The following is a 23,099-nucleotide window of genomic DNA, read 5'->3' as shown; positions in this document are numbered from 1 at the left end:
GAAGAATAATGGAAAGAAGACAAGGAAATAAAAAAGTTGTTATGATCTTTCAGGGAATCAGTGCCAATTATAAAGAATCAATTGCGATGTTGAACAGTACGCAGCTGGGTGAAGTGAAGAAACTATGCCATGTGGTGAATGAAAAACTATCATATGATCTATGGTCATATATTTGTGACACGGACATTTATACAGAAGATAACCCGGAGCTGGATTGGATGGCAATTTATGCTGCAAACCATAGTATTTATCGGTCCTATCTTTCCTTCGGGTATATACCGTCTATGTCTTTAGGCTACAGTATGGGTCTAATTACAACTGCAGCCTGTAATGGAGCCATTTCCTTTGAAGATGGATTGGATATTCTAAATGGAATAAGCAGGTATAGGCGAAAGCATTCCAAACAAAAAGAAAACATGGCTATCATTATTGGAAGGACAGAACATGATATAGCGGAAACAATTGTGAAAAAGAATCTGTCTGAGTGTGTTCAGATCTCCATTGTGAATAATGATGACTGTGTTACCATCTCAGGAGTAGATGAAGCAATAGAGGAGATCGTTGATCTGAGTATGGAGGCCGGAGCTCTGCAGGCTTCTAAACTGAATTCGCCTATTGCGTTTCACTCCCGATTTACTAAAGATGGTATAGAAGACTTAGAAGCAGTAATGGCATCTATAAATTTCAGAGATTTAGAGGTTCCTATTCTTTCTGCTTACAGTCAAAAATTACTTTATAAAGGAACAGAAGCAAAGCAGGAAATAATCAAAAATATGTACAGTAAGATGGAATGGATGAAAACATTGAATAATGCTGCCGAAAGAGGAGCTGAAGTATTTGCTGATGTAAGTACGGACGGCTCTTTAACCAAGCTGTCAAGGCTTGTTGTGGATGAGCATGAATTCATTACCTTAAATAAATTAAATCGATTATTGGACAAGTTAAAAATATGAAAAGAGGGTCATGAAATTGAATGATACAAAATTAAAGATTCGGGAATTTTTGCAGCAGTTTTTTGGCGATCATCAGTTGCGTGATGATGAAGATTTGTTTTCTACAGGTTATGTTAATTCGCTTTTTGCAATGCAGTTGGTCATGTTTATAGAACAGGAATTTCACATTCAATTAAGCAATGATGAACTGGATTTGAGTAATTTCAAATCGATTGACACTATATCCAATTTTTTAGAACAAAAGCAAGTTCAATAGTTCTTAAGGAAGATGAAAAAGTTACTAAAGTAAAAAAAGGTAAGGGGGAAGAAATGGAAATACAACTGACAAATAACCAAAAAGAATTAAAAGAGCAATTCAGAAGGTTTGCAGAAGAAGAGATAGCTCCCTTTGCGGCTGAAAGTGACAGAAATGAATGGCTGTCAGAGGAAATCATGGATAAAATTCACCGTTCAGGTTATCTTGGTTCCATGATATCGGAAGAATACGGAGGAAAAGACTGGGATCCTATCACGCTGGGTCTGCTAAATGAAGAAATAGGAAGAGTATGTTCATCTACAAGAGCAATGTTCACCGTTCATGGCATGGTGGCAATAGCAATTGAAAGATTTGGAACGGAAGAACAAAAGAAAACGTATTTACCGCTTATGACAGATGGAAGCCTGCTTGGTGCTTTTGCATTATCGGAACCCGGTGCAGGCAGTGATGCCAAAAGTGTTACATGCGAGGCTGAAGTTAAAAATGACAGTTTCATGATTAATGGCGAAAAAAAATGGATAACAATGGGACAAGCGGCTGACTTATTCCTGGTGGTAACCAAACTCAACAACAATCCCACCGTATTTCTCGTGGAAGCAGATACGCCGGGGTTAGACATTGTTCCCATGAGTGGGTTAATGGGCAACAGAGCATCTATGCTGGCAGAATTACATTTTGAAGACTGTGTCATTCCAAAAGAAAATATGATTGGAAAAGAAGGTATGGGTCTTTCCCATGTTGCTTTGAATTCGCTGGATTATGGAAGATACACCATTGCCTGGGGATGTGTCGGCTTGGGGCAAGCATGCCTGGAGAAGAGCTTTACTTATTCCGGAAAAAGAAAACAGTTCGGTGCATCCATTAACAAAAATCAATTAGTTCAAAAGATGCTAACAGAAATGATTGTAGAAGTTAAGGCTGCTCGGCTAATGTGTTATTATGCAGGTTATTTAAAGCAAATGAATGTTGCTGAATCCATTATGGAGACATGGAATGCCAAATATTTTGCTTCTAAAATGGGTGTCAGTGCAGCGGATAAAGCAGTGCAGATTCATGGAGGAAACGGTTTTATCCAAAACTACGATATAGAAAGGTTCTATCGTGATGCTAAAATAAATGAAGTCATTGAAGGGACTTCCCAGATACATGAAGTATTAATTGCAGCTAATGCCAATATGGGATGGATTAGCTCCTAAAAAGAAATGAGTAATATAAGGAGCATAGGTAAAACCACCTGCTTGGCAATGTACAGACTGTGTCTTGAGCTCTCCCCGGCTTCTGCGGGGAGGCATGATTAGGGCGAGTGACGTGGATTAAGTGGAGCCGCCTTCTCTGAATACGGGTGAATTATACCATGACTGCATTTTTGGCTAATGTAATTATCCCGGTACGTTTTCTTTCCATGTTGTAGTCAGGCACGAGATAAAGTTTATTAAATTATTAATTAGTTATATAGTTTAATGAGTATCCCTTTTGCTCAGAATAACTTTTCTTATGAACGTAAACAGGCAGAAATTCAAAGGTGAATTGTTCAGAAGCTTAATTACTTTGTGTGCCTCAACGGTAAGAACACTGATTCTGAGCTAGTGGGATAATCACTTATAGTTTTAAGAAGTGGTTCAAAAAGTCCGGTAAAAATGACACTTCGACAGGGGAGCTTCGACTAATTACCGACACGTCTTGGGCCTACGCTGAAATGCTTGCCCCACCGTAAAGATTTGTGTCGAACGTCGAATTCACCACATTTTGTGGTAGCTCGTTGGCTTGACGCTACTCATGTATCTAAATGCATACATTCCGTTCCTTGGAAAAGAAATACGCTTTTCCTGCGTGCGAAGTAAATGAACAGAAGCTTATCTTATGCTCAAAGCTACGCCGCGATCTGAACTTCTCGGTTCTTTTTATCATCCTTTTTATAAGAAAATGGGATTTTTGCGGTGTCTGGTAAGACATGGGGGTTTTGAATACGCACTTTAATACATAAATACAGCTTTTAGCCAGTGAAAATTAATGGAGGTGTCTTTTTCATGGGGGTTGTAGACTTTTCCCAAAAAAATAAGCAGGAAAATATAAATATGTTAGAAAAAATGGCAAATCATGAGCAAGTCATGTTCTGTAATGATCCTAAAACAGGACTGCAGGCAATCATTGCTATTCACGATACAAAGCTTGGCCCCGCACTTGGGGGAGCAAGAATGTATCCCTATGAAACGATGGATGACGCGTTGGAGGATGCTTTGCGTCTATCGGAGGGTATGACTTATAAATGCGCTGCTGCAGATATTGATTTCGGAGGCGGAAAAGCCGTTATTATTGGTGATCCGGAAAAAGATAAAAGTCCTGCTTTATTTCGTTCGTTTGGTCAGTTTGTAGATTCATTGAATGGCAGATTTTATACTGGAACAGACATGGGAACAACCATGAATGATTTTGTACAAGCTTCAAAAGAAACCAATTTTATTACCGGTATTCCAGAAGCCTATGGCGGGGGAGGAGATTCATCCATACCAACTGCACAGGGTGTTATTTACGGATTACAGGCGACGAATCAGTATCTTTTCGGCGAGGATCGATTGGAAAGTAAAAGCTACGCCATTCAGGGATTGGGCAAGGTTGGCTATAAAATTGCGGATCATTTGTTAAAGCTGGGTGCAACTTTATTTATTAGCGATGTAGATAGGGGAATTCTTGATAAGTTTAAAAATAAAACAGCTGTGAATGGGGGGTCAGTAGAAGTTGCAGGCAAGGAAGAGATATACAGTACAGATGCTGATATTTTCATACCTTGTGCGATGGGCGGAGTGATTAATGATCAAACAATACCACAGTTGAAGGTGAAGGCCATTGTTGGCTCAGCAAATAATCAGCTTTATGACAACAGTCATGCAGAGTTGCTTGATAAAAAGAATATCCTTTATGCACCGGATTATATTGTTAATGCCGGGGGGTTAATTCAAGTTTCCGATGAATTGTATGAACCAAATAAGGAGCGTGTATTATTAAAAACAAAAGCTATTTATCATTCGATTCTTGAAATCTACCGCCAAGCAAAGCTCGATTGCATTACTACGGTAGAAGCAGCAAACCGCAAATGCCAGTCAAGAATGGAAGAACAGCAAAATCGGAATAACTTTTTCAATCGGAAACACAGTCCGAAATGGGATATTCGGGGATAGGGTGAAAATCCATTTTAATAAGGGTGGGATTAGAGTGAAAGAGAAATATCCTCAATTCAGGATCGTGGATGAAACAGGACAAGTTATAACAGAAGATTACGAGCTGGAAATGCTGGTGGAAAAATCAAAATCATACTATTATCACATGTTGCGTATCCGGACTTTTGACCGAAAAGGGAAAGCATTGCAGCGTCAGGGACGGATTGGAACCTACGTGCCATTTGAAGGCCAGGAAGCTTCGCAGGTTGGCAGTGCATTGGCACTTCAAACGGACGATTGGCTTTTTCCTTCCTATCGCGATCATGGAGCGGCATTAACCTTTGGAGCTGATATGGATAAAACCCTGCTTTATTGGAATGGCCGGATCGAAGGAAGCCTCCCTTCAAAAAAGAAAAATATACTTCCTGCATCAGTTCCGATTGCAACTCATCTTCCCCATGCAACAGGCGCTGCAATGGCTGAAAAATATAAAGGCAATCAAAATGCTGCTATTGCTTATTTTGGGGATGGCGCTACATCGGAAGGTGATTTTCATGAAGGATTGAATATTGCCAGCGTTTTTAAAGCTCCGGTTGTCTTTTTTAACCAGAATAATGGATTTGCTATTTCGGTCCCGATGGAAAAGCAAATGAATTCCGAAACCATTGCCCAAAAAGCAGAGGCTTATGGAATTCCAGGCGTACGGGTAGATGGAACAGATATTTTTGCAGTTTATTTTACCGTGATGAAGGCACTTGAACGGGCTCGGCTGGGGAAGGGACCGACACTTATTGAAGCTGTGACATGGCGATTTGGCGCACATACTACGGCGGATGACCCAACGAAATATCGTGACCAGGAAAAAAGTGACCAAATGCGGGATGCTAAGGACCCTTTGCTGCGGCTTGAACGATTTATGAAAAAGAATAATTTATGGGAAGAGAAATGGATCAAAAAAATACAAGCAGATATTGAGCTGGAATTAAATAAGGCAATAGAAATGATGGAGAACTATGGTGAAACTAATATAGCCGATATGTTTGATTATGTTTTTGAACAGCCGACCTGGACTATTCAGGAGCAAAAGAAAATGCTGATGGAAGCGGAACATGATTGACTGTTGTCGGGTTAAAACCAGGGGGTAATAGCTATGGTTTATGTCGCACTTCTTCGCGGGATAAATGTGGGCGGGAAAAATAAAATTGATATGAAATTACTTCAAAAAACATTTGAAAGAGCAGGTATGAAATCTGTTGTGACATACATTAATTCAGGTAATATCATATTTACACAGGATAGCCTTTCAAAGTTAGAAGTTTCACATATTCTAGAAGAAGCAATACAAAAAGATTTCGGATTACAAATTAAAGTTTTAATTCGCACTTTTGATGAGTTCAAGATAATAATGAATTCTCTACCGGAGTCATGGAAAAATGATCAGCATATGAAAAGTGGTGTTATGTTTTTATGGGATGAAATTGATGATAAGTCAGTAATTGATAAACTGCAAATTAAACCTGGGATTGATTATGTTAAATACGTAACAGGAGCTATTCTGTGGTCGGTTGATAAGGAAAATGCAGCCAAAAGCGGGAAAATAAAACTCGTTGGTACGGATTTATACAAAAAAATGACGATTAGAAACGTCAATACAACCCGTAAAATATACAAACTTATGCAGAAGACAGTTTCAGGTTAGCCTGATGTAAGCTTTAAAATATTCAAAAATGAAAAAGTAGGTTGTCCAAAGAAGGGTAACTTGGTATAATCAAACGATTGTTGGGTGAGCACACGCTGCACTTGATGGGATTTTAGCGTCGATTGGTCTAGAGAGTAGTCTCCGCGTACCACCTGTTACAGCACATCAATGGCGTTGCTGCAGGGTTTTAGACTGGATGTGCAACCGGGATACTGATGATGATTGCTTTATACTCTATTAATCTGCACATTATGGGACAGCCCACCTCGCCGATCTTAAGTAATGGGGAGGTGATTCCCGAACTTCAAGGAGAAACATTAATCGAATTTAGGCATCGGGTTATTGGAGCGGTTCTTTTCATATTCACGCTTCTGTTATTTTGGAGAGTGAAAAAGGAATACAGGGAAAAGCGTTCAAGGGTGGTGGCCAATTGGATGCTTGGTCTATTGACTTTGCAGCTGATTATGGGTGCCATCGTTGTATTTTATCATCTGCCGGCCATCGTGGTTACGGCTCATTTATTGATGGCGATGATCTTTTTGGCTATTTTAATGTGGTTTTGGCGTTATCCTGTAGGGAAGCTTTCATTTGGAACATCGTAATCGAGGCATGGATAACATCAGCTGAATGAGAGTAGGGGGATTAGCCCTCTACTCTATACTTTCTTCAGTCTCTTTTCGCACAAAACACATTATTCCTGCTGCTAAATATAACAGGGATTGGAACAGAATGCCCGAAAACATCAGCCAGCTGCTTATCACAGCTGCTGCGATAAAAAGTCCACCTGAAAGGCGCGGTCTGCTTGAAAGTTTAAGCAAGGCAATCAGCCCCAATAAAAAACTGATAAAAGAACTGATTACGGGAATCCATAATGCACCAAGCAATAAATACATAAAGCCGCTCAATACATCATCAAAATACGCTTCAACTCCCGACCATCCAACTCCAATGTTTATAAGCAACAGCAATAGTCCCAGAGCAACAAAAAATATAAAATCAATGGCAGTTCCGATAATACCTAATATTAATTCTGCAGTCCGTTTCATTCAACAGCCTCCTACAAGGTTTCTCTACTTATAATATAGCAAAAATCAACAGATATGAATAATAGAATATGATACACATATTGAAAATGCAATGCACGGACGGATTCCAATGAAAGCATTTCAAATTAAGATCGAACTAATTGATTCAGACCCTCTTGATGGACAAGGTGATGATATTCTTGGGATGATTTTGCATCATTTGCCAGCAGTACAAAGGCGTCCGGGTTACTTGGGTGAATTTCCAGTGCTTCTTTAATCAGTTTCTCTTTTTTCTTTGCATGTTTTGGCCCTTTTATTTGTTGAGCCTTATCCAATTTCTCCTGCGCAATATAGCGGGGCTCGTCGGAGGAAGGGGATGGAATTTCTTCACTTGATAATAATTGATCCAGAAACGTATTCATTTCTTCCTCTGATTTAAAATCCTGCTCCTCCATGATTTTTTGGATATCGTGAATAGTATTTTCGAGGCTTGTAGTGTGATCTTTGTGAGGAGGGGTTTCATGTAAAATAATCCACGGAATCAATCCGCCCATGTATGCATCCTCTAGTGCTTCGCTATGATATAAATCCGGCAGGGGATGTTCAAAGTAAATATTTTCTATTGTATCCTCGTAGTTTGTAATCGTATATTCTAATAGCATTTCGTGGAGGTTTTCCAATTCCGTATTGTACAGCTCAGGACTTAGTTCAACCACATTCGAAGCTCCACAGCATTTTTTGTAGTTTTTCCACTCCCGCATGGACATGGATCGTTTCTTTTCGGATTGTTCATTTTCACACACCCCGCATAATAAAGTTTGATAGTTTTGGTATGCAGGAAATAATGGATTTTCACAAGTGGCACAAGGGGACAGGTCTTCTGTCCCAATTGCTCGTTCATGTGTGGACTGATTCGAGTATTCCTTGCCAACTCTACAAATGGTAAAGGGCTGTGATCGTTGGAATGCTGATATATTATCATGAGCGCTGATAAATCCAAGGGTATCGGAAGGCTGATATTCAGCCAAAAGAAAACGGTAGATTTAATTTTATTGTACCAATTCCCAGGTGGGACAGCTCACCTGATCCTGTGTCCCAACGCTTCTAAAATTTCTTCATTATGCTGACCAAGAAGGGGAGCGGGTCTTGTCAACTGACCCGGTGTACCGGAAAATATAGCGGGGAATCCGAGTGTTTGCATTTTGCCTCCAATTGGATGATCATATTCCAGTACCATATCCCGGCTTTTTATATGTTCATTCGTCAGCGCTTCATCATAGGATAAAATAGGACCTGATGGAATGCCGTGTTTTTCCAGCAATTCAAGCCAATAATCGCTATTTTCGTGTTTGAATACCCGCTCAATCTCCATTTCCAATGCTTCTCTATTTTCTGCGCGCAGGCTGTTGGTAAGAAAACGTTTGTCTTTCAGCCATTCCGGTTTATCCACGACATGCTGGCAAAATATTTCCCAAAGCTTCTGATTGCCTGCCCCCACTAATATATAGCCATCTTCTGTCACATATCCCTGATAAGGAGCGGAAACCCGGTGGGCAGTGCCATTGCGTGTAGCTACTTCGCCTTTTCCAAAATACGCGGCAGCTTCCCAAACGGTCCAGGCAAGCCCGGAGTCCACAAGGGAAACATCAATGTATTGCCCTTCGCCATTTTTTAACCGGTGAATATAGGCAGATAAAATCGATTGGATGGCTGTTTGGGCTGCGGCAATATCATGAATCGCGATGCCAACTTTTACTGGCTTACCATCTTCTTCCCCGGTCATATCCATTAATCCGGAAAGGCCTTGAGCCATAATGTCAAACCCGCCTTTATTTTTGTAAGGGCCAGTCTGGCCGTAGCCCGAAATGGAGCAATAAATAAGATTCGGGTTGATTTCTTTTAATATGTCATAATCGATGCCGAGTTTTTTTGTTACACCGGGGCGATAGTTTTCCACAAACACATCTGCGGTTTTCACTAATTTGTATAGTGTATTTAATTCCTCTTTTTCTTTTAAATTCAGCTGCATCCCGCGTTTGTTCCGGTTGACCATCATGTACATATAGCTTTCATTATCAATGTAGGGGCCCATCGAACGAGTGTCGTCCCCGTTCGGATATTTTTCTATTTTAATGACATCGGCTCCCATGTCTCCAAGGACCATTGTACAATAAGGCCCCGCCAACACTTGTGATAAGTCGATTACTTTCATGCCTTCCAGTGCCTGTTTCATGTATTGTGTGCTCCTTTCTATTAGTGGCAGGGCAGGGAGGGTATGGTTTAATTTCCTTCCTTGATCACCGTTACCTGTTTCGCTTCCTGAATGCTGCTTGCACCAGCTAGTGCAAGAGATACCCGTGTGTCCTGAATGAAATTAGCTAAAACTTGTTCCACACCAGCCTGACCTGCTATTGTCAACCCGTAGACATAAGGTCTTCCAAGCAATACTGCATCCGCTCCCAGGGCAAGTGCTTTTACAACATCAGCTCCACGACGAATTCCGCTGTCCAGTAAAACAGGAATTTGACCATTTACTTCATTTGCAATTTCCTGCAAGGCATCGAGACTAGATATAACCCCATCCAACTGCCGTCCGCCATGATTGGAAACAATAATCCCATCGATCCCCATTTCGATGGCTTTTTTGGCATCACAAGGGTTTAAAATACCTTTAAGCAGAATAGGGAGGGATGTTTTTCTTTTAAGCTCTGCAATATCCTGCCAATTCAATGTTGGATGATGAATATTCTTTAAAATTTCTTTGATGACTGTTTCGTTATCATCGTCAGCCAGGGTAGATAAAAACACTTCATCTGATACATAGTTTGCTTTTCCGTATCCTTCTTTCAATGGAGAGAATTTGTTTTTCATGTCTGTTTCCCTCCAGCCAAACATAGGCGTGTCTATTGTTAAAACAATCGCTTTATATCCGGCATTTTCCGCCCGCTCCACCATGCTATAGGAGATCGATTTATAATTGGACCAGTAGAGCTGAAACCATTTTGGGTTATCAGCGCTAGCCGCAGCTACTTCCTCAATGGCATAGCTGGAAACGGTGCTTTGAATAAAAGGCACCCCTTTAGCTGCAGCTGCTCTCGCAACGGCAAGATCCCCGTCACTGTGACATATTTTCATCATGCCAACAGGTGCAAGCAGAAATGGATGTTCATATGTTTCTCCAAATAATTGTACATTCGTATCCAGGCTGGAAACGTCATTTAAATAAGTGGGCAGGATAGAATATTTTTCAAAAGATGCTTTGTTCTTCCGCAGCGTTTCCTCTGCACCTGATCCTGATTGAATATTTCCAAATACTGCCGGATCTAATTTTTGTTTTGCTGCTTGTTCCAGATCTTTAAAGCTGAAGGGAACAGCAGATGCTGAAGTTATATTATCAAAATAGGCATCCCTGTTTTTTGTAATGGACAATCAAATCACCTCTTTATTCAAATAAAATTTGGCTTTCTTTTATCGAGAAATGCTTGAATACCTTCCTTGTAATCCGCTGAACTATAGGAATCAAGCACGACCTTTTCAATTGCTTTCGTTTCCTCAATTTCACCATCAATGATTGACTGGATTACTTGCTTAATACCTGCATTGGCAACAGGGGATTTTTTCAGAATCTGATCGGCAAATTCCAGTCCTTTTTCTTCCAATTCTTCTGCAGGATGCACCTGGTCAATTAAACCGATTTTATTTCCTTCTTCTGCAGTTATCAGTTTAGCAGTGTATAAAAGTTCTTTTGTTTTTGCTGGGCCAATCAGATTGTACAGCCGCTTTGTGCTTGTCAGATTATAAACGATGCCGATATTTGCTGAAGTAATGCCAAGTTTGCTGCCGGCTGCTGCAAACCGGAAATCACAGGCATTGGAAAGTTCCAAACCGCCGCCAATGGCAAGTGTTTGAATGAGGGCAATCGTTGGTCTTGGAAAACGGTATAATTTTTCGATCGCTCCAAGGGCAAAATCATTGTACGCTTTGGCTTTTTCGGCATGCAAGCGGACTTCGAGAAATTCCGTAATATCCGCTCCGGCCGAAAATGCCGTCCTATCCACTCCCTTTACGATAAGCAGTTTTACGGTTTCATCATCTTTTAGTTCATCAAGCAAGTTTTCCAGCTGCTGAAACATGGAAAGGTTAAAGCTATTCTTTTTTTCCGGCCGATTAATGATGATCGAAGCAATGGCTCCGTTTTTTTCGATATACAATTCGTTAGACATAATTAAAATCCTCCCGTTAATCCTTCTTTAATCTAGCTGCAAGCCTGTTTCCAAATGATTGAACACCCTGGACTAAAATGATTAATATGATGACGGTTGCATACATGACTTCTGCTTCATAGCGCAAATGTCCATAACGGTAGGCCAGATCCCCAAGTCCTCCGGCACCAACGAGACCGGCCATGGCTGTGGCACCAATGAGACTGACCGTGGCAATGGTAAGCCCAAGAATAATGGACGGCCGGGCTTCCCGAAGCATGACATTCCAGATAATCTGCCGCTTTTTAATCCCCATCGCTTTATACGCCTCGACAACACCTGCATCTACTTCCAGTAAAGAATTTTCTATCAATCTGGCGATGTACGGGGCTGTATAAAGGACGAGCGGAACGATGACCCCTTGGACGCCAATGGTTGTGCCAACAAGGAATTTCGTGAAAGGCAATATGAAAAACAGTAAAATAATAAATGGAATGGAACGTACTATGTTAATCACGAGATTCAGAACTTGATAGACCCATTTGTTTTCCAGTGCCTGGCCGGGACGCGTCAAAACAACTAAAATACCTAAAGGGATACCAAGTAAAATGGCCAGTACAAGGGCGATTGACACCATTTGAAACGTTTGAACAGTTGCTTCCCATATAATCGGCAGCCAATCCTCCATAAATTGTCCCATGCTAGCTTCCCTCCACTTCTTCTGTACGGACACCTTGCGCTTCTAAAAAGGCAAGTGCTTCGCTTGTTTTTTTATGTTCCCCAACGAGATGGATCACAAGATTTCCGATAATACCGTTCTTTAATTCCATAATATTTGCTGTTAAGATATTAGGCTGCACATTAAATCGTTGGCTGACTTCTGCCAAAAGTGGTTCTCCCGCGTTATCCCCAACAAATGTCAGTCTGGATACCGTTCCTTTGAGTTTTAATTGCTCAATGAGGGAGTCCGATAATTTTCGCTGGGAAATGGTGTTTAAAAATTTCTTTGTTGTCGGCTCGATTGGATTTGTAAATAAATCAATCGCTGTTCCCTCTTCAATGATGTCGCCATCTTCCAGTACATACACATAATCACATATTTTTTGAATGACATTCATCTCATGGGTAATAAGCAGAATAGTAATTCCAAGCTCCTGATTAATTTTCAGCAATAAATCAAGAATGGAATTTGTTGTCTCCGGATCCAGTGCACTTGTCGCTTCATCACTAAGCAGGACTTCCGGTTCCTGGGATAAGCTGCGAGCAATGGCCACCCGCTGTTTTTGCCCGCCGGATAATTGAGCGGGATAAGCATCCTTTTTCTCGGATAAGTCAACGATTGCCAAATATTTATCCACTTTTTCTTTTACTTCTTGTCTGCTGTAGCCTAAGAGCCTTAACGGGATGGCTATATTATTAAAAACGGTAGCAGTTTTTAACAGGTTAAAATGCTGAAAAATCATGCCTACCTTCTGCCGGGTGACCCTTAATTCCTCATCCGTTAGTGCAGTCACTTCCTTATCAGCAATATACACTTTCCCGTCAGTAGGTCTTTCCAGTGCATTCACAACCCGAATTAACGTACTTTTCCCAGCACCACTGTAACCAATCACACCATGAATTTCCCCTTTACCAACACGAAGATTTACTTTATGGACCGCTTGAACGTCCCCGTTTTTAGAGGGGAAGACTTTTGATACATTCTCTAACCTAATCATATTGACATCCTTTCACTGAAACATAGGGAGTTCTTTTGTTACAGAGCATACGGCTTCCGGGATGAAGCAAGGGGGAGGGGGACCGAAAAGATCGATTCGCTGATAAAAAGCTCCGACCCGCTGATAACCCCAAAATACCGCTAAAAAACACGCGACAATAACTGGCCCACACCCCCCGCCATGGCAAATGCCCGGGAATTGCGGGATCCCAATGAGAACCTCCTGCTCCCGACCTATAAACTTCGCTGCATATTATGAAAATACTATTACTCTTCAAAATTACTCATCCCAGCTCGGAATAATAGACCCATCAAATTCTTCCTCAATAAACTCCCTTACTTCCTCAGATTGGTATGCATTGACAAATCGTTCCACCGTTGGATCATCCGCATTCTCTGGACGAACTACAATATAATTCACATATGGCGAGTTGGTGGATTCGAGCAGAATAGAATCATCTCGAGGACTTATGCCTGCACCAAGCGCGAAATTTGTATTGATGGCAGCAGCATCTACTTCACTTAACTGATTCGGAATCTGTGCTGCATCCAATTCAATGAATTCCAGTCCCTTTGGATTTTCAATCACATCATGAATGGAAGCTGTCTCTGCTTTTTCTGGATCCAGCCCGATAATTCCTGCTTCTTCTAAAATGAAAAGTGCCCTTGACCCATTCGTTGGGTCGTTCGGTAATCCAAATGCTGCACCATCCGGCAGATCATCAATATTTTCATATGTTTCGGAATACACACCCATCGGATTCAGAATTGTTTTGCCGACAGAAACAAGGTCTGTACCATGATCCTCGTTAAACGCATCAAGAAAAGGTTGATGCTGATAGCTATTTACATCCAAATCTCCTTCATCCAGAGAAGTGTTCGGCAAAACATAATCAGAGAACACTTTTAGTTCGACCTCCAGGCCATCTTCCGCCGCTACATCTGAAACCACTTCAACTATTTGCTCATGCGGTCCAGCGGTTACACCGATTACTAAACTGTCCTCATCCAGTGCTTCACTATCTGCTGAACTGCTTCCGCAAGCGCCAAGCACTCCTGTCAATAATATAAGACCGTAAATAAATACTGCTTTCTTCATTTTCCATTCCTCCTGTTAGATATTTTGATAAACAAAAAGCCTCTCTTTCCGAAAGAAAAGAGAGGCTTGTAAATACATTACAGTCGTCCTCTCTTATCTTCCAAAACATCACGTTTTGCAGGATTTAGCACCTTGTTATGCATTACACATACCGGTTGCCGAGCGTCATCGGGCCAGTCCCTCAGCTACTCTTGATAAGAGATTTGCTTATTCGATTATCAACTATTAATGTATACGATATATCATATTTTTGATTTCGTCAACTGTTTTTTTGAACTTTTGGATGTGTCAGCAGTTTTAAAAGGTTTTCAGTTGTGCCTGCACAGAATGATAATAGTATTTTTCCTTCAGCTTATGCAATCAATATTTCTACTTTAACCCCTTTTTATAGGGTTAAGTATTCGTTAATACTCACTATAAATATATTAAATCGCCAATACTTTATTTATCTCTCAACACCTTAATCAAATTCATCACCAGCTGCGTCTGTTCCGTTAAAAGCACGCCGGCATTTTTCATGCATGCTTCAAGGGAGAGCGGCTTATTTGTAATGGAAAAACACCCGGAAAAATGATCACTTAATGCATCTAAATTTCCACCGAGGCTCCCGGAAAGCAGAATGACAGGTACATCGTATTTTTTTGCGAGAGAGGCAATATAACCCGGTGCTTTTCCATAAAGTGTCTGTTCATCACTTTGACCTTCCCCTGTGATCACCAGGTCAGATTCACGAATTGCTTCCTCTACACGGCTTGCTTCTGCCACAAGCTTGGCACCTGAGATGAGTTCAGCCCCCAGTGATAACAACGCAAATCCCAGTCCGCCAGCAGCACCGGCTCCGGCTTGGTTCATCAAATGCTCGCCAATTTCATTTTCCACAAGACGCCCAAAATGTTCCATCGCCTGATCATACGCTTCCAGCTGCTCGTGTGCCGCTCCTTTTTGCGGTCCATATACATAGGTTGCACCATGTTCTCCGCAGAGCGGATTATCGACATCTGATGCCACTTTAATGGACATATCTTTAAGCCTGTAATCCACCCCGGAAAAATCAATTGCGTCCACCTGGTGAAGATCCTTTCCAAAAAACCCAACTTCCTCACCATGAACATCAAATGCTTTCAGCCCCAAAGTCTGCAGCATTCCCAGTCCGCCATCATTTACCGCACTCCCGCCAAGGCCGATGATGATTTCCGAGCAATTTTTTTCCATGGCATCCTTAACAGCTTCCCCAATACCAAAAGAGGTCGTATGATCCGGATTTCGCTTTGTTTCAGGTACCTGTGTAAGCCCTGCAATGGCTGCACATTCGATAATGGCAGTTTTTGATTCCGTTATTGCATAAGCAGTAGTTACTTTTTCTCCCAATGGTCCTGCAGCATTTAACGGGATACTATCTCCATTTGCCGCAGTAAGTAGAGCCTCCATTGTTCCTTCTCCGCCATCTGCCATTGGTTTTTGAATAACTTCCGCTTGTGGCATTACTGCATCAATTCCTTTGACAATATTTGCTGCGGCTTGAACAGATGTAAGGCTTCCTTTAAAAGAATCTGGTGCAACAACTATTTTCATAATCGCGCTCCTTTCCGTCAGTATTTCCATAACCATAATATACCTCAAAAATGTCCTTCTTACATAATAGGAACAAATTCAGGCAGAATAACAAGATGAATGACAAGGAGGAATGAACATGGGTGAAATAAGTCATTTTAAAGGCGGGGAAAAAGCCCCGAATAATGGCATTTATATTGAAGTTGGCAAAGAAGGTGGTGGGATAGAAGAGCCAAGGCAGGTGGAAATGTCAAAGGGAGATAAGTTTCCAGAGACTTCAAATAATGACCGCCTTTGGAAAAACAAACGAAGTCTCTCTCATCCAAGTCCGCAAAACAGCAGACATACATCAAACTAAAGCAGGCAGACAAGTGTCCCCGCCTGGAGCAACAGTGCCTTAAGGAGTACAGTACTTAAGGCACTAATGCTGTAAAGACAAGGTAGATTTTCGTCTGATAAACTCCTGAACTTCTTTTGCACTGAGTCCTAACGATTTTGCCTGCTTCACTAATGTGATCCACTCCGGATCCATTTTTTTCAATTCCGTAGTATAAACATCCTTCAATATAGTAGCCCCCTTAAATTCATGTACTGTATTGTTATTTATATGATACAGCAGGTTAAGGAGTATTTCTGTTAACTACTTCACGAATCGGTATAATTACCAATTAATTTTAAAAATTTCTGATTCACATCGATTGTTTTCCTTCCACGGCTGTGAATAAATCCTTCTTTTTTAAGCTGAAGCATATTTGTTGATACAGATTCTCTTGTAACACCAAGCATATTTGCCAATTCCTGGTGAGATAAGGGGATGGGGATGGTTACAAAGGTACTGTCTTCTTTGCCGTAGGTGTCTGCCATGGAAAAAAGTAAATGCTTCAGCTGTTCTTTTACATTTCCGGTAGCAATAATTGCAAGCATTTTTTCACGATTCTTTAGTCTGTCGCTTAAAAGCTGCATTGCTTTTGCCAATAGTTCTGGATACGTCTGAATCAGGATGTTGAAATCTTCTTCGGAGATCGAACAAAGATGAACATCCGAAAGTGTCTCCACAAAAACTTGCTCCGTCCCCAGCGAAAAAAAGCTGACCGAACCATATGTGCTGTATGGGCCAAGTAGACTTAGGGTGAAAATACTCCCGTCTTCTTTCATATCGTAAATCCGAACAGCTCCTGTTTTTACAAAGAAAAGTTTTTTCTCAACCGATTCAGGTGTCTGGATGATCGTGTTCTTTGAAATATCACTATGTGCGATCATGGAGCCTATTTTTCTAACTTCATCCACTGGTAAGAACTCGAAAAAGCCAATTTTTGAAAGGTACCACATTTTATCTAATGTTAGATCAAAAGCCATGTATGGTCACCTGCCTAGAACGTTTATTGTTTTAATTTTACCACTCTTTCACTGTTCAGTGAAAGAGGAATTTTTAATGATTTTACTGTTCATGATACCCCTTTCTCTTTATTTTTTTTAACAACTGCCATGGTACATCGCGAAACACAAATCAGTTTATTTTCTTCATCGGTAATTTTGATATCCCATACCATTGTTGTACGGCCTTTATGTAAAGGAGTCGCCGTCGCAGTAACGACCCCATCGCGTTTTCCTCTTAAATGATTTGCATTTATTTCCAGTCCAGCTGTGAAATGGGTTTCCTGATTGATGTTTGAGGCAGCACCAATAGACGCAGCAGTTTCCGCAAGCGCCACAGATGCCCCGCCATGTAACAATCCCAATGGCTGAATGGTTTTCGGTCCAACAGGCATATTTAAAACAACACGGTCAGGGGTGATTTCTTTCAGTGTAATCCCAAGTGCACCTATTAATGTTTGATCAAGATCGATTCCATGTAGTAAGTCTGTATGTTTCATTTTTTTACCTCCTGTACTTACCAATTTTAAAACAAGACCAAATCCCCGCGTGATTTGGTCTGTGATTTTCTTCCTGTATTTGTTATGGCTATTTTGCTATATCAAAAAGAAATATCTTGATTTCGCCTTCTTCCTGATTATTTAAATGGAGTGCTTCAATTTCAAAATCAAGTGCTGCCAGCTGCAGTACATTTTCAAAATCAGCCATATTTGCCTGGCTGTCAGCTACATTATAGTGAACTTCTGCGACTGCATCATTTACGGTTACATCAACGATATCTATCGTTTCACCAATGCCGGATTGGTATGGGGCATCGTCTCGGACAGTCTGCATCTTTTCAATGGTTTCTGCAAAAGTCATTTGTTCTCCGCTTTCATTTGTCATTTCTTCTTGCGCTGCAACCCCACTGATATACGTTGTTTCTCCATCAATTTCACCATATACGTAAAATCCGCGATTTTCCGGAGCTTCCACTTCCATGGTTTCCATGGTGCCTGTCTGTCCAAATTCTATGCCCTTTGCCTCACCCGTATAAAATGCCAGTGTCTCGATACCGTAGAGAGAACTGATGTCATAGAGTGTTTCTGTTAAATACAATTCCTCAGCAGAAGCCATAGATTGCAATTCATGATTTTCAGTAAAATGCAGTGAGGCAACAGTTCCGTCGATGGTAATGCTCTCGAGTGCCTCAAGCTTATCCGTTTCTTCACTCACTTTTAACGCTTCCATGAATACTTCTTCCAAAGGCAGCTGTTCATCCAAGCGGTGAATAGAGAAAGTGAGCAATGCTTCATCGACTTCAAAATCTCTGTGTCCCTGAATCATTACACTGCGATCAATTGTTTCTTCTGTAATGCTTTGTTCCTCTTCATTGGGTTCTTCAGAAGCGGTCTCCTGTTCATCAGCTGGTTCACTTTCAGAGGTTTCTTCTTCATCATTTTCAACCTCCGTTTCTTCGGTTTCTGTTTCGTTTTCATTCGCTTCTGGCTCTTCTTCGGTCTCATTCTGCCCGCATGCTATTAATAAAAATAACAGGCCAATCGTGATCAGCAGCATATATGTTCTTCTCATGTAAAAAACCCCTTTTGTAAAATATCCATGCTTGTATCCTCTTACCTTATTATACCATAAGGTGCAACACCGGGATGGCTCTTCTGTTGCTGCCAATGTTTTTTAGGCTGTGCTGAGTGAAGTAGGGCTACCGAGATAAATCGCCTCCCTCTGCGGCCGCCTTAAATTGCACTGTATTACTCCCTATACCAATTTTCGAAACGGATGAAAAGACAGCCTCAAAAACAGTACGAGAAAAATCACCGCAGAAAAGGTAAATAAAACAGGTATTGGCAGCCACTCCGCCCATAGCCCGGCAATGAATAGGCCGAATGGCAATGTCAGTTTCATGAACATGGAGGAAGTGCCTGCTACACGCCCCTGGAGATGATTCGGTGTAAATTCCTGCCTGATCGTAAAATAAACGATATTCGACAATATGGTTGAAAAAGTCCTTACAGCAAGTGAAAGGCCAATGAGCCACCACGTCGGTGCAAAAATTAGCGTAGTCATTGCTGCCACATCGATAAAAAGGCAGGATGTAAAAATAACCCCTCTCCCAAATCGCTTTCTTATCCGGCTGATGACCAAAGCGCCAACAAGCCCTCCAATTGCAGAAATGGAAAACATAAGACCTATCTGAGATTCGGTGGCTTGGAGCTGATCGGTCACATAGAAAACAAGGACCCCAATCACCAGACTTGATGTAAAATTGATAAACAAAATAGTGATGGTTGGCGTCAGTAATGTTTTATTCTGAAAAAGCTCCTCAAGTCCTTCTTTCATTTCCCGCTTAAAATTATGTTCTTCTTTTGTCCCGGTTTTAGCCTCAGCAGGCAGTTGAACAAACTGGATACAAAGAAATAGTATAAGTAAACATATAGCGTAAATGGTCAATATCGATGAATAGGTGAACACCATAAGCAATGAACCTGCGAGCCCTGGACCCACCGTCTGTATCAACGTACTGACAAAGCTCAGCCTGGCATTGGCTGAAGTTAATTGTTCCTTCGTCACAATCTGCGGTAAAACGGAGTGATGTGCATTGCCAAGGGTATAGCCGGCGGAAGATAAAATAAAACCAAGCATATATAAATGCCAAAGTTGAAGTTCATTTGAAATAAGAAGCAATACGATTCCAGCAGCAGATATTACCTGTATGAGACTCGTCCATTGCATCATTTTTTTCCGGTTAAAGCGATCAACAAATACACCGGCAATCATCCCAATCAAGATATTCGGAAAAAAATCAATCGCCCGCATCGCACTCATTGCGAGTGCTGATTGACTCATACTGTAGATGAGCAGAGGAATCGCAATAATATACATTTGTATGCCAAAACTGGAAATGGTAGACCCGCTCCAGATTAGCATAAAATTTCTGTTTTTCCATAATGTTGGTTCTCCGGTTTTTGTTTCTTTCACTGCATTTTCCGCCATTTTCACACACTCCATTTGTTATACTCACTAGCTAAAGTGTAAAATGAAAAAAGAGGAAGAAAAAGTGATGATAATTTTAAAATGAAATTCACCTTTTAACGATGGCGGGCAACGATAATGAAATATATGGAATATGCACGCTTGTTAATCAGCAGCTTTCCTAAAAATGAAAAAACAGAAACGACTATTTCAGAACTTGCAAATTTGTTTCATTGCTCGGACAGACATGCCAAAACCATCATCCATTATTTAAAGGACAATAATTGGCTAAAGTGGGAGGTGCAGCAGGGAAGAGGGAAAAAGCCCAAGCTTATGCTGCTTTATGATATAGAGGATCTTTTGTTGGAACAAGCAATACATAAAGCAAAATCGGAACAATACCATGATGCATTTCAAGTGATTCAGCAGCTGCACCCCGCGCATCAGGAAAAATTTAAATTATGGCTTCAAGCTTCATTGGGGATATCAAAAATTACGAACGAAGCTGCGAATGTAGATGTCTTGAGATACCCTTTTTATGATACTGACTTGACGATGGATCCCCTTTATTCAAAATCAAGACATGACGCCCATATGATGCAGCAGATTTTTGACCGGTTGGTTGAATTTAATGCGGATACAGAGCAATTAGAACCGCGGCTTGCCCATCATTGGGAAAGTCGGGATGGGAAGCATTGGATTTTTTATTTGCGAAAAGGTGTTATGTTTCATCATGGCAGTGTAATGACGAGTGAAGATGTGAAAGCTACCTTTCTCCGTTTCTCGGAAAATAGTCCAATAAGAAGAGATCTATTGGAAATGGTCGTGCTGGATGATACGACCATTGCATTCCATCTTGATAAGCAGGATTATTTATTTCCCCATTTGCTGGCTGGACTGGGTGGCTCCATCGTTCCCGTGGAAATGATAGAAAAGGAGAGGTCATTTCAGAGAGCCCCAATAGGAACTGGCCCCTATATGCTGTCAAAATATAATGAAGATGTCATTCGTTTGGATGTTTTTCCTGACTATTATGGTTACCGTCCTTGGCTGGATCGCATTGAAATCATTATTACACCGGAGAAATTACCGGCAAAACAAACTCATCCATTGCTGCTTGATCAACCGGATAGCTCTTGGACAGAAATAAAGATTCAGGAGGAGGGAGCAGATTATATTACGTTTAATTGCAGGAAACCCGGGCCCCTGCAAGATGTGAATAACCGAAAATGGTTAAGTTCAGTGCTTGACGCACAGGAGTTTTGCCTCAAAGAAAGGGATGAAACAGTTGCCCACAGTTTCATAAAGGAAAAATCAAGCAATTTTCCCGGACAAAAAAAGACAACAACTTCAGCGAACACAACATGGAAGCTTCATATTGCCGCGCAGCAAATACGGGAAGGAGTTAACCATGAGAGGGAAGCCCTTATCCTGCAGAAGCAGCTGAAACGTGCAGGGATTGAGGCGACCTTGGATATCGTAGACTTGGAAAAACTTCAGCAGCCCTCGGTGTTGCGTCAATATGATCTTGTCGTGGCAGGACTTGCTCTATCGGAAAACAGACTGCTATCCGCCGTGATTAGTATACTCACAAGTCAACTGTCCATTTATTCTTCTTTGACGAACGAAATGAAAGTGTCAGTAGATAAGCAGATTGCCGCTATTAAAAGCAGTCCGCATACTGGCAGGCAATGGGAATTGTATTTTCAGCTGGAAGAATATTTAAAGGAAAACGCCTGTATTTTCTTTTTGAACCATCGCACACATACGATCTACGAACCAAAGGACAGTGAATTTGAGAACATAGCGCTTGATAGTAATGGGAGAGTAGATTACCGCAGCGTGTGGAAGCGAGCTTAAGGGGGCATATAATGAAAGGTTCAGTTTAGCTATAAAATTAGCCCCCTTTGTTGAGTATCAATAGATTCTTACTACAAGAATATGATTTCTGACACCTAAGGCTGCCTTATATTATTTAAAATAATATTATAATAACTGGCTGGGATAGAACTCTGAGCCAGCATTGAAAATACGAAAAATCTACCACAGTAGCTCCGGAAATATACGTAGACTCCTGGGACTGCGCTAAATGCTCGCCCCACCGTAAAGATTTGGGACTACGGTACAGTGGTTCCTCGTCCCACCGTAAAAATTTGTGGGAGAAAAGGCATCGGTGAGACCCCCGGGCTTTAATAAGGAAGGCCGACTAAAACCGCCCTTTGCGGGCAACGTCGGCATATCCCTTGTCGGGGCAAGGAGGCTCACAGCCGCCCACGGAAAGCGAATTATATTTCCGGAGCGGGTCATAAGTTTAATATTGTTCGGATTTTGTTTGCTAAGATAGTTTTATCCCAACCTCTTACTTCTGTATAGCAAATGATAAAATGGGGAGTGGTGGACCATCTGGCTATGTTATTTAACTATATCCTCATGCTAAAATGATTCATTGCCAGCGTACACACCGGCCCCTCTTTTCCTCCCCAAATAAACAAGCAGGTAGGCAATAGGTGTATCAATTAATGCTATCAATAATTTAAAAACATACTGCGTTGCTATCATACCGAGTAACACATTGCCAGGAATAGTTCCCCAAAAAGCGATCGTTATAAAAATAGTAGTGTCAACGAGCTGACTTGTCATGGTTGATAGATTGTTCCGCAGCCATAATTTCCTTTTCCCGTGCTTTGCCTTCAGCCGGTGAAATATAGTCACATCCAGATTTTGACTTGCAATATAGGAAATCAAGCTGGCCAGAATGACCCGGAAGCTTCCTCCTAAAATTTCTTCAAATTGTGCTTGTGATTCGAATACAGGGGCAGCCGGGAGCTGAATAGTAATAAATATAAAAATAAGTGCTGCTATTTGTGTGATAAATGCTGAATGCACAGTTTTTCTAGCAGCTTTTTTTCCATATAATTCACCGATCACATCTGTAAGCAGGTAGGTAACAACATATACAATGACAGCAGCCGGTAAAATAAATCCCCATATATCAATTAGTTTGACGGCTAACACATTGGAAATGATTAAAAGACCGACAAACATCGTGCTTAAGTAAATATACAATTTTCACTTCTCCTTTTCCTTGCATGTAAACA

25 protein-coding genes and 1 riboswitch are annotated in these 23,099 nt (G+C 41.1%); of the genes, 9 read left to right on the top strand and 16 right to left on the bottom strand.

Annotation, left to right across the window (positions count from 1 at the left end):
- The first annotated feature begins 8 nt into the window (after positions 1 to 8).
- The 7 genes from ACDX78_RS09350 to ACDX78_RS09320 all read left to right on the top strand — a co-directional run bounded on the left by ACDX78_RS09350 (position 9) and on the right by ACDX78_RS09320 (position 6,665).
- Complete coding sequence (locus ACDX78_RS09350; RefSeq protein ID WP_486027269.1) at positions 9 to 953, top strand: ACP S-malonyltransferase; 945 nt, start codon at positions 9 to 11, stop codon at positions 951 to 953.
- Between the two features lie 16 nt (positions 954 to 969).
- Positions 970 to 1,209 carry an acyl carrier protein gene (locus tag ACDX78_RS09345; RefSeq protein ID WP_486027267.1) on the top strand — a complete coding sequence of 80 codons (240 nt, stop codon included), beginning with the start codon at positions 970 to 972 and terminating at the stop codon, positions 1,207 to 1,209.
- Between the two features lie 53 nt (positions 1,210 to 1,262).
- Positions 1,263 to 2,405: an acyl-CoA dehydrogenase family protein gene (locus tag ACDX78_RS09340; RefSeq protein ID WP_486027265.1), complete on the top strand. Its 1,143-nt coding sequence runs from the start codon at positions 1,263 to 1,265 to the stop codon at positions 2,403 to 2,405.
- Positions 2,406 to 3,236: 831 nt separating this feature from the next.
- Entirely contained in the window at positions 3,237 to 4,385 is a 1,149-nt protein-coding gene (locus ACDX78_RS09335) for a Leu/Phe/Val dehydrogenase (RefSeq protein ID WP_486027264.1), read from the top strand.
- A 34-nt stretch (positions 4,386 to 4,419) separates the two neighbouring features.
- Positions 4,420 to 5,481 carry a pyruvate dehydrogenase (acetyl-transferring) E1 component subunit alpha gene (gene pdhA / locus ACDX78_RS09330; RefSeq protein ID WP_486027262.1) on the top strand — a complete coding sequence of 354 codons (1,062 nt, stop codon included), beginning with the start codon at positions 4,420 to 4,422 and terminating at the stop codon, positions 5,479 to 5,481.
- Positions 5,482 to 5,514: 33 nt separating this feature from the next.
- The gene (locus ACDX78_RS09325) at positions 5,515 to 6,063 is read left to right on the top strand and encodes a DUF1697 domain-containing protein (protein ID WP_486027260.1); all 549 of its coding nucleotides are present in this window, start codon (positions 5,515 to 5,517) and stop codon (positions 6,061 to 6,063) included.
- A 218-nt stretch (positions 6,064 to 6,281) separates the two neighbouring features.
- Positions 6,282 to 6,665 (top strand): COX15/CtaA family protein, encoded by a 384-nt coding sequence (locus ACDX78_RS09320; RefSeq protein WP_486027258.1) that lies wholly within the window; start codon positions 6,282 to 6,284, stop codon positions 6,663 to 6,665.
- Between the two features lie 48 nt (positions 6,666 to 6,713).
- On the opposite strand, the gene ACDX78_RS09315 is transcribed toward ACDX78_RS09320, so the two are convergent.
- The 10 genes from ACDX78_RS09315 to ACDX78_RS09270 form a co-directional block, all read right to left on the bottom strand.
- Positions 6,714 to 7,109 (bottom strand): DUF4064 domain-containing protein, encoded by a 396-nt coding sequence (locus ACDX78_RS09315; protein WP_486027256.1) that lies wholly within the window; start codon positions 7,107 to 7,109, stop codon positions 6,714 to 6,716.
- A gap of 125 nt (positions 7,110 to 7,234) precedes the next feature.
- Positions 7,235 to 7,804 (bottom strand): hypothetical protein, encoded by a 570-nt coding sequence (locus tag ACDX78_RS09310; protein ID WP_486027254.1) that lies wholly within the window; start codon positions 7,802 to 7,804, stop codon positions 7,235 to 7,237.
- Entirely contained in the window at positions 7,792 to 7,881 is a 90-nt protein-coding gene (locus ACDX78_RS09305; protein ID WP_486027252.1) for an SEC-C metal-binding domain-containing protein, read from the bottom strand. The genes ACDX78_RS09310 and ACDX78_RS09305 overlap by 13 nt, the downstream gene beginning before the upstream one ends.
- Positions 7,882 to 8,166: 285 nt before the next feature.
- Positions 8,167 to 9,321 (bottom strand): CaiB/BaiF CoA transferase family protein, encoded by a 1,155-nt coding sequence (locus ACDX78_RS09300; RefSeq protein WP_486027250.1) that lies wholly within the window; start codon positions 9,319 to 9,321, stop codon positions 8,167 to 8,169.
- A gap of 47 nt (positions 9,322 to 9,368) precedes the next feature.
- Entirely contained in the window at positions 9,369 to 10,517 is a 1,149-nt protein-coding gene (locus tag ACDX78_RS09295) for an alpha-hydroxy-acid oxidizing protein (RefSeq protein ID WP_486027248.1), read from the bottom strand.
- Positions 10,518 to 10,534: 17 nt separating this feature from the next.
- Positions 10,535 to 11,311 carry an enoyl-CoA hydratase/isomerase family protein gene (locus ACDX78_RS09290; RefSeq protein ID WP_486027247.1) on the bottom strand — a complete coding sequence of 259 codons (777 nt, stop codon included), beginning with the start codon at positions 11,309 to 11,311 and terminating at the stop codon, positions 10,535 to 10,537.
- Positions 11,312 to 11,327: 16 nt separating this feature from the next.
- Positions 11,328 to 11,990, bottom strand: a complete 663-nt coding sequence (locus ACDX78_RS09285; RefSeq protein WP_486027245.1) for a methionine ABC transporter permease — start codon at positions 11,988 to 11,990, stop codon at positions 11,328 to 11,330.
- 1 nt (position 11,991) lies between these two features.
- The gene (locus tag ACDX78_RS09280) at positions 11,992 to 13,008 is read right to left on the bottom strand and encodes a methionine ABC transporter ATP-binding protein (RefSeq protein WP_486027243.1); all 1,017 of its coding nucleotides are present in this window, start codon (positions 13,006 to 13,008) and stop codon (positions 11,992 to 11,994) included.
- Positions 13,009 to 13,287: 279 nt separating this feature from the next.
- Positions 13,288 to 14,106 carry a MetQ/NlpA family ABC transporter substrate-binding protein gene (locus ACDX78_RS09275; protein ID WP_486027241.1) on the bottom strand — a complete coding sequence of 273 codons (819 nt, stop codon included), beginning with the start codon at positions 14,104 to 14,106 and terminating at the stop codon, positions 13,288 to 13,290.
- 90 nt (positions 14,107 to 14,196) lie between these two features.
- Positions 14,197 to 14,307: riboswitch (SAM riboswitch) on the bottom strand.
- Between the two features lie 240 nt (positions 14,308 to 14,547).
- Positions 14,548 to 15,678 (bottom strand): glycerate kinase, encoded by a 1,131-nt coding sequence (locus ACDX78_RS09270; protein WP_486027239.1) that lies wholly within the window; start codon positions 15,676 to 15,678, stop codon positions 14,548 to 14,550.
- A 118-nt stretch (positions 15,679 to 15,796) separates the two neighbouring features.
- Between ACDX78_RS09270 and ACDX78_RS09265 the strand changes: the two genes are divergently transcribed.
- The gene (locus tag ACDX78_RS09265) at positions 15,797 to 16,015 is read left to right on the top strand and encodes a YjzC family protein (RefSeq protein WP_486027237.1); all 219 of its coding nucleotides are present in this window, start codon (positions 15,797 to 15,799) and stop codon (positions 16,013 to 16,015) included.
- A 63-nt stretch (positions 16,016 to 16,078) separates the two neighbouring features.
- Here ACDX78_RS09265 and ACDX78_RS09260 read toward each other — a convergent pair whose 3' ends face one another.
- From ACDX78_RS09260 to ACDX78_RS09240, 5 genes are all read right to left on the bottom strand, one after another.
- The gene (locus tag ACDX78_RS09260; protein ID WP_486027235.1) at positions 16,079 to 16,222 is read right to left on the bottom strand and encodes an anti-repressor SinI family protein; all 144 of its coding nucleotides are present in this window, start codon (positions 16,220 to 16,222) and stop codon (positions 16,079 to 16,081) included.
- A gap of 80 nt (positions 16,223 to 16,302) precedes the next feature.
- On the bottom strand, positions 16,303 to 17,013 hold the full coding sequence (locus ACDX78_RS09255) for a Crp/Fnr family transcriptional regulator (RefSeq protein ID WP_486027233.1): 711 nt from the start codon (positions 17,011 to 17,013) through the stop codon (positions 16,303 to 16,305).
- Positions 17,014 to 17,102: 89 nt separating this feature from the next.
- Positions 17,103 to 17,531: a PaaI family thioesterase gene (locus ACDX78_RS09250; protein ID WP_486027231.1), complete on the bottom strand. Its 429-nt coding sequence runs from the start codon at positions 17,529 to 17,531 to the stop codon at positions 17,103 to 17,105.
- 88 nt (positions 17,532 to 17,619) lie between these two features.
- The gene (locus ACDX78_RS09245; protein ID WP_486027229.1) at positions 17,620 to 18,603 is read right to left on the bottom strand and encodes a hypothetical protein; all 984 of its coding nucleotides are present in this window, start codon (positions 18,601 to 18,603) and stop codon (positions 17,620 to 17,622) included.
- 183 nt (positions 18,604 to 18,786) lie between these two features.
- A complete protein-coding gene (locus ACDX78_RS09240) occupies positions 18,787 to 20,022 on the bottom strand; it encodes an MFS transporter (protein ID WP_486027227.1) in 1,236 nt (411 codons plus the stop codon).
- A 117-nt stretch (positions 20,023 to 20,139) separates the two neighbouring features.
- On the opposite strand from ACDX78_RS09240, the gene ACDX78_RS09235 reads away from it, so the two are divergent.
- Positions 20,140 to 21,861: an ABC transporter substrate-binding protein gene (locus ACDX78_RS09235; protein ID WP_486027225.1), complete on the top strand. Its 1,722-nt coding sequence runs from the start codon at positions 20,140 to 20,142 to the stop codon at positions 21,859 to 21,861.
- Between the two features lie 573 nt (positions 21,862 to 22,434).
- Here ACDX78_RS09235 and ACDX78_RS09230 read toward each other — a convergent pair.
- Entirely contained in the window at positions 22,435 to 23,067 is a 633-nt protein-coding gene (locus ACDX78_RS09230) for a queuosine precursor transporter (RefSeq protein ID WP_486027224.1), read from the bottom strand.
- Positions 23,068 to 23,099 lie beyond the last annotated feature (32 nt).

Origin of the sequence: Virgibacillus oceani, from assembly GCF_041521345.1 — a bacterium.
Lineage (GTDB): Bacteria > Bacillota > Bacilli > Bacillales > Amphibacillaceae > Virgibacillus_N > Virgibacillus_N oceani_A.
This window is presented reverse-complemented; position numbering and strand designations above follow the sequence as displayed.

Bases quoted from the DNA above. Each gene is read 5' to 3' on its own strand.
- ACDX78_RS09315 (WP_486027256.1), bottom strand. From the start codon at position 7,109: ATGAAACGGACTGCAGAATTAATATTAGGTATTATCGGAACTGCCATT.
- ACDX78_RS09255 (WP_486027233.1), bottom strand. From the start codon at position 17,013: ATGGCTTTTGATCTAACATTAGATAAAATGTGGTACCTTTCAAAAATT.
- ACDX78_RS09285 (WP_486027245.1), bottom strand. From the start codon at position 11,990: ATGGGACAATTTATGGAGGATTGGCTGCCGATTATATGGGAAGCAACT.
- ACDX78_RS09340 (WP_486027265.1), top strand. From the start codon at position 1,263: ATGGAAATACAACTGACAAATAACCAAAAAGAATTAAAAGAGCAATTC.
- ACDX78_RS09270 (WP_486027239.1), bottom strand. From the start codon at position 15,678: ATGAAAATAGTTGTTGCACCAGATTCTTTTAAAGGAAGCCTTACATCT.
- ACDX78_RS09320 (WP_486027258.1), top strand. From the start codon at position 6,282: ATGATTGCTTTATACTCTATTAATCTGCACATTATGGGACAGCCCACC.
- ACDX78_RS09300 (WP_486027250.1), bottom strand. From the start codon at position 9,321: ATGAAACAGGCACTGGAAGGCATGAAAGTAATCGACTTATCACAAGTG.
- ACDX78_RS09280 (WP_486027243.1), bottom strand. From the start codon at position 13,008: ATGATTAGGTTAGAGAATGTATCAAAAGTCTTCCCCTCTAAAAACGGG.
- ACDX78_RS09275 (WP_486027241.1), bottom strand. From the start codon at position 14,106: ATGAAGAAAGCAGTATTTATTTACGGTCTTATATTATTGACAGGAGTG.
- ACDX78_RS09325 (WP_486027260.1), top strand. From the start codon at position 5,515: ATGGTTTATGTCGCACTTCTTCGCGGGATAAATGTGGGCGGGAAAAAT.
- ACDX78_RS09305 (WP_486027252.1), bottom strand. From the start codon at position 7,881: ATGAACAATCCGAAAAGAAACGATCCATGTCCATGCGGGAGTGGAAAA.
- ACDX78_RS09240 (WP_486027227.1), bottom strand. From the start codon at position 20,022: ATGGCGGAAAATGCAGTGAAAGAAACAAAAACCGGAGAACCAACATTA.
- ACDX78_RS09290 (WP_486027247.1), bottom strand. From the start codon at position 11,311: ATGTCTAACGAATTGTATATCGAAAAAAACGGAGCCATTGCTTCGATC.
- ACDX78_RS09350 (WP_486027269.1), top strand. From the start codon at position 9: ATGGAAAGAAGACAAGGAAATAAAAAAGTTGTTATGATCTTTCAGGGA.
- ACDX78_RS09245 (WP_486027229.1), bottom strand. From the start codon at position 18,603: ATGAGAAGAACATATATGCTGCTGATCACGATTGGCCTGTTATTTTTA.
- ACDX78_RS09265 (WP_486027237.1), top strand. From the start codon at position 15,797: ATGGGTGAAATAAGTCATTTTAAAGGCGGGGAAAAAGCCCCGAATAAT.
- ACDX78_RS09250 (WP_486027231.1), bottom strand. From the start codon at position 17,531: ATGAAACATACAGACTTACTACATGGAATCGATCTTGATCAAACATTA.
- ACDX78_RS09335 (WP_486027264.1), top strand. From the start codon at position 3,237: ATGGGGGTTGTAGACTTTTCCCAAAAAAATAAGCAGGAAAATATAAAT.
- ACDX78_RS09235 (WP_486027225.1), top strand. From the start codon at position 20,140: ATGAAATATATGGAATATGCACGCTTGTTAATCAGCAGCTTTCCTAAA.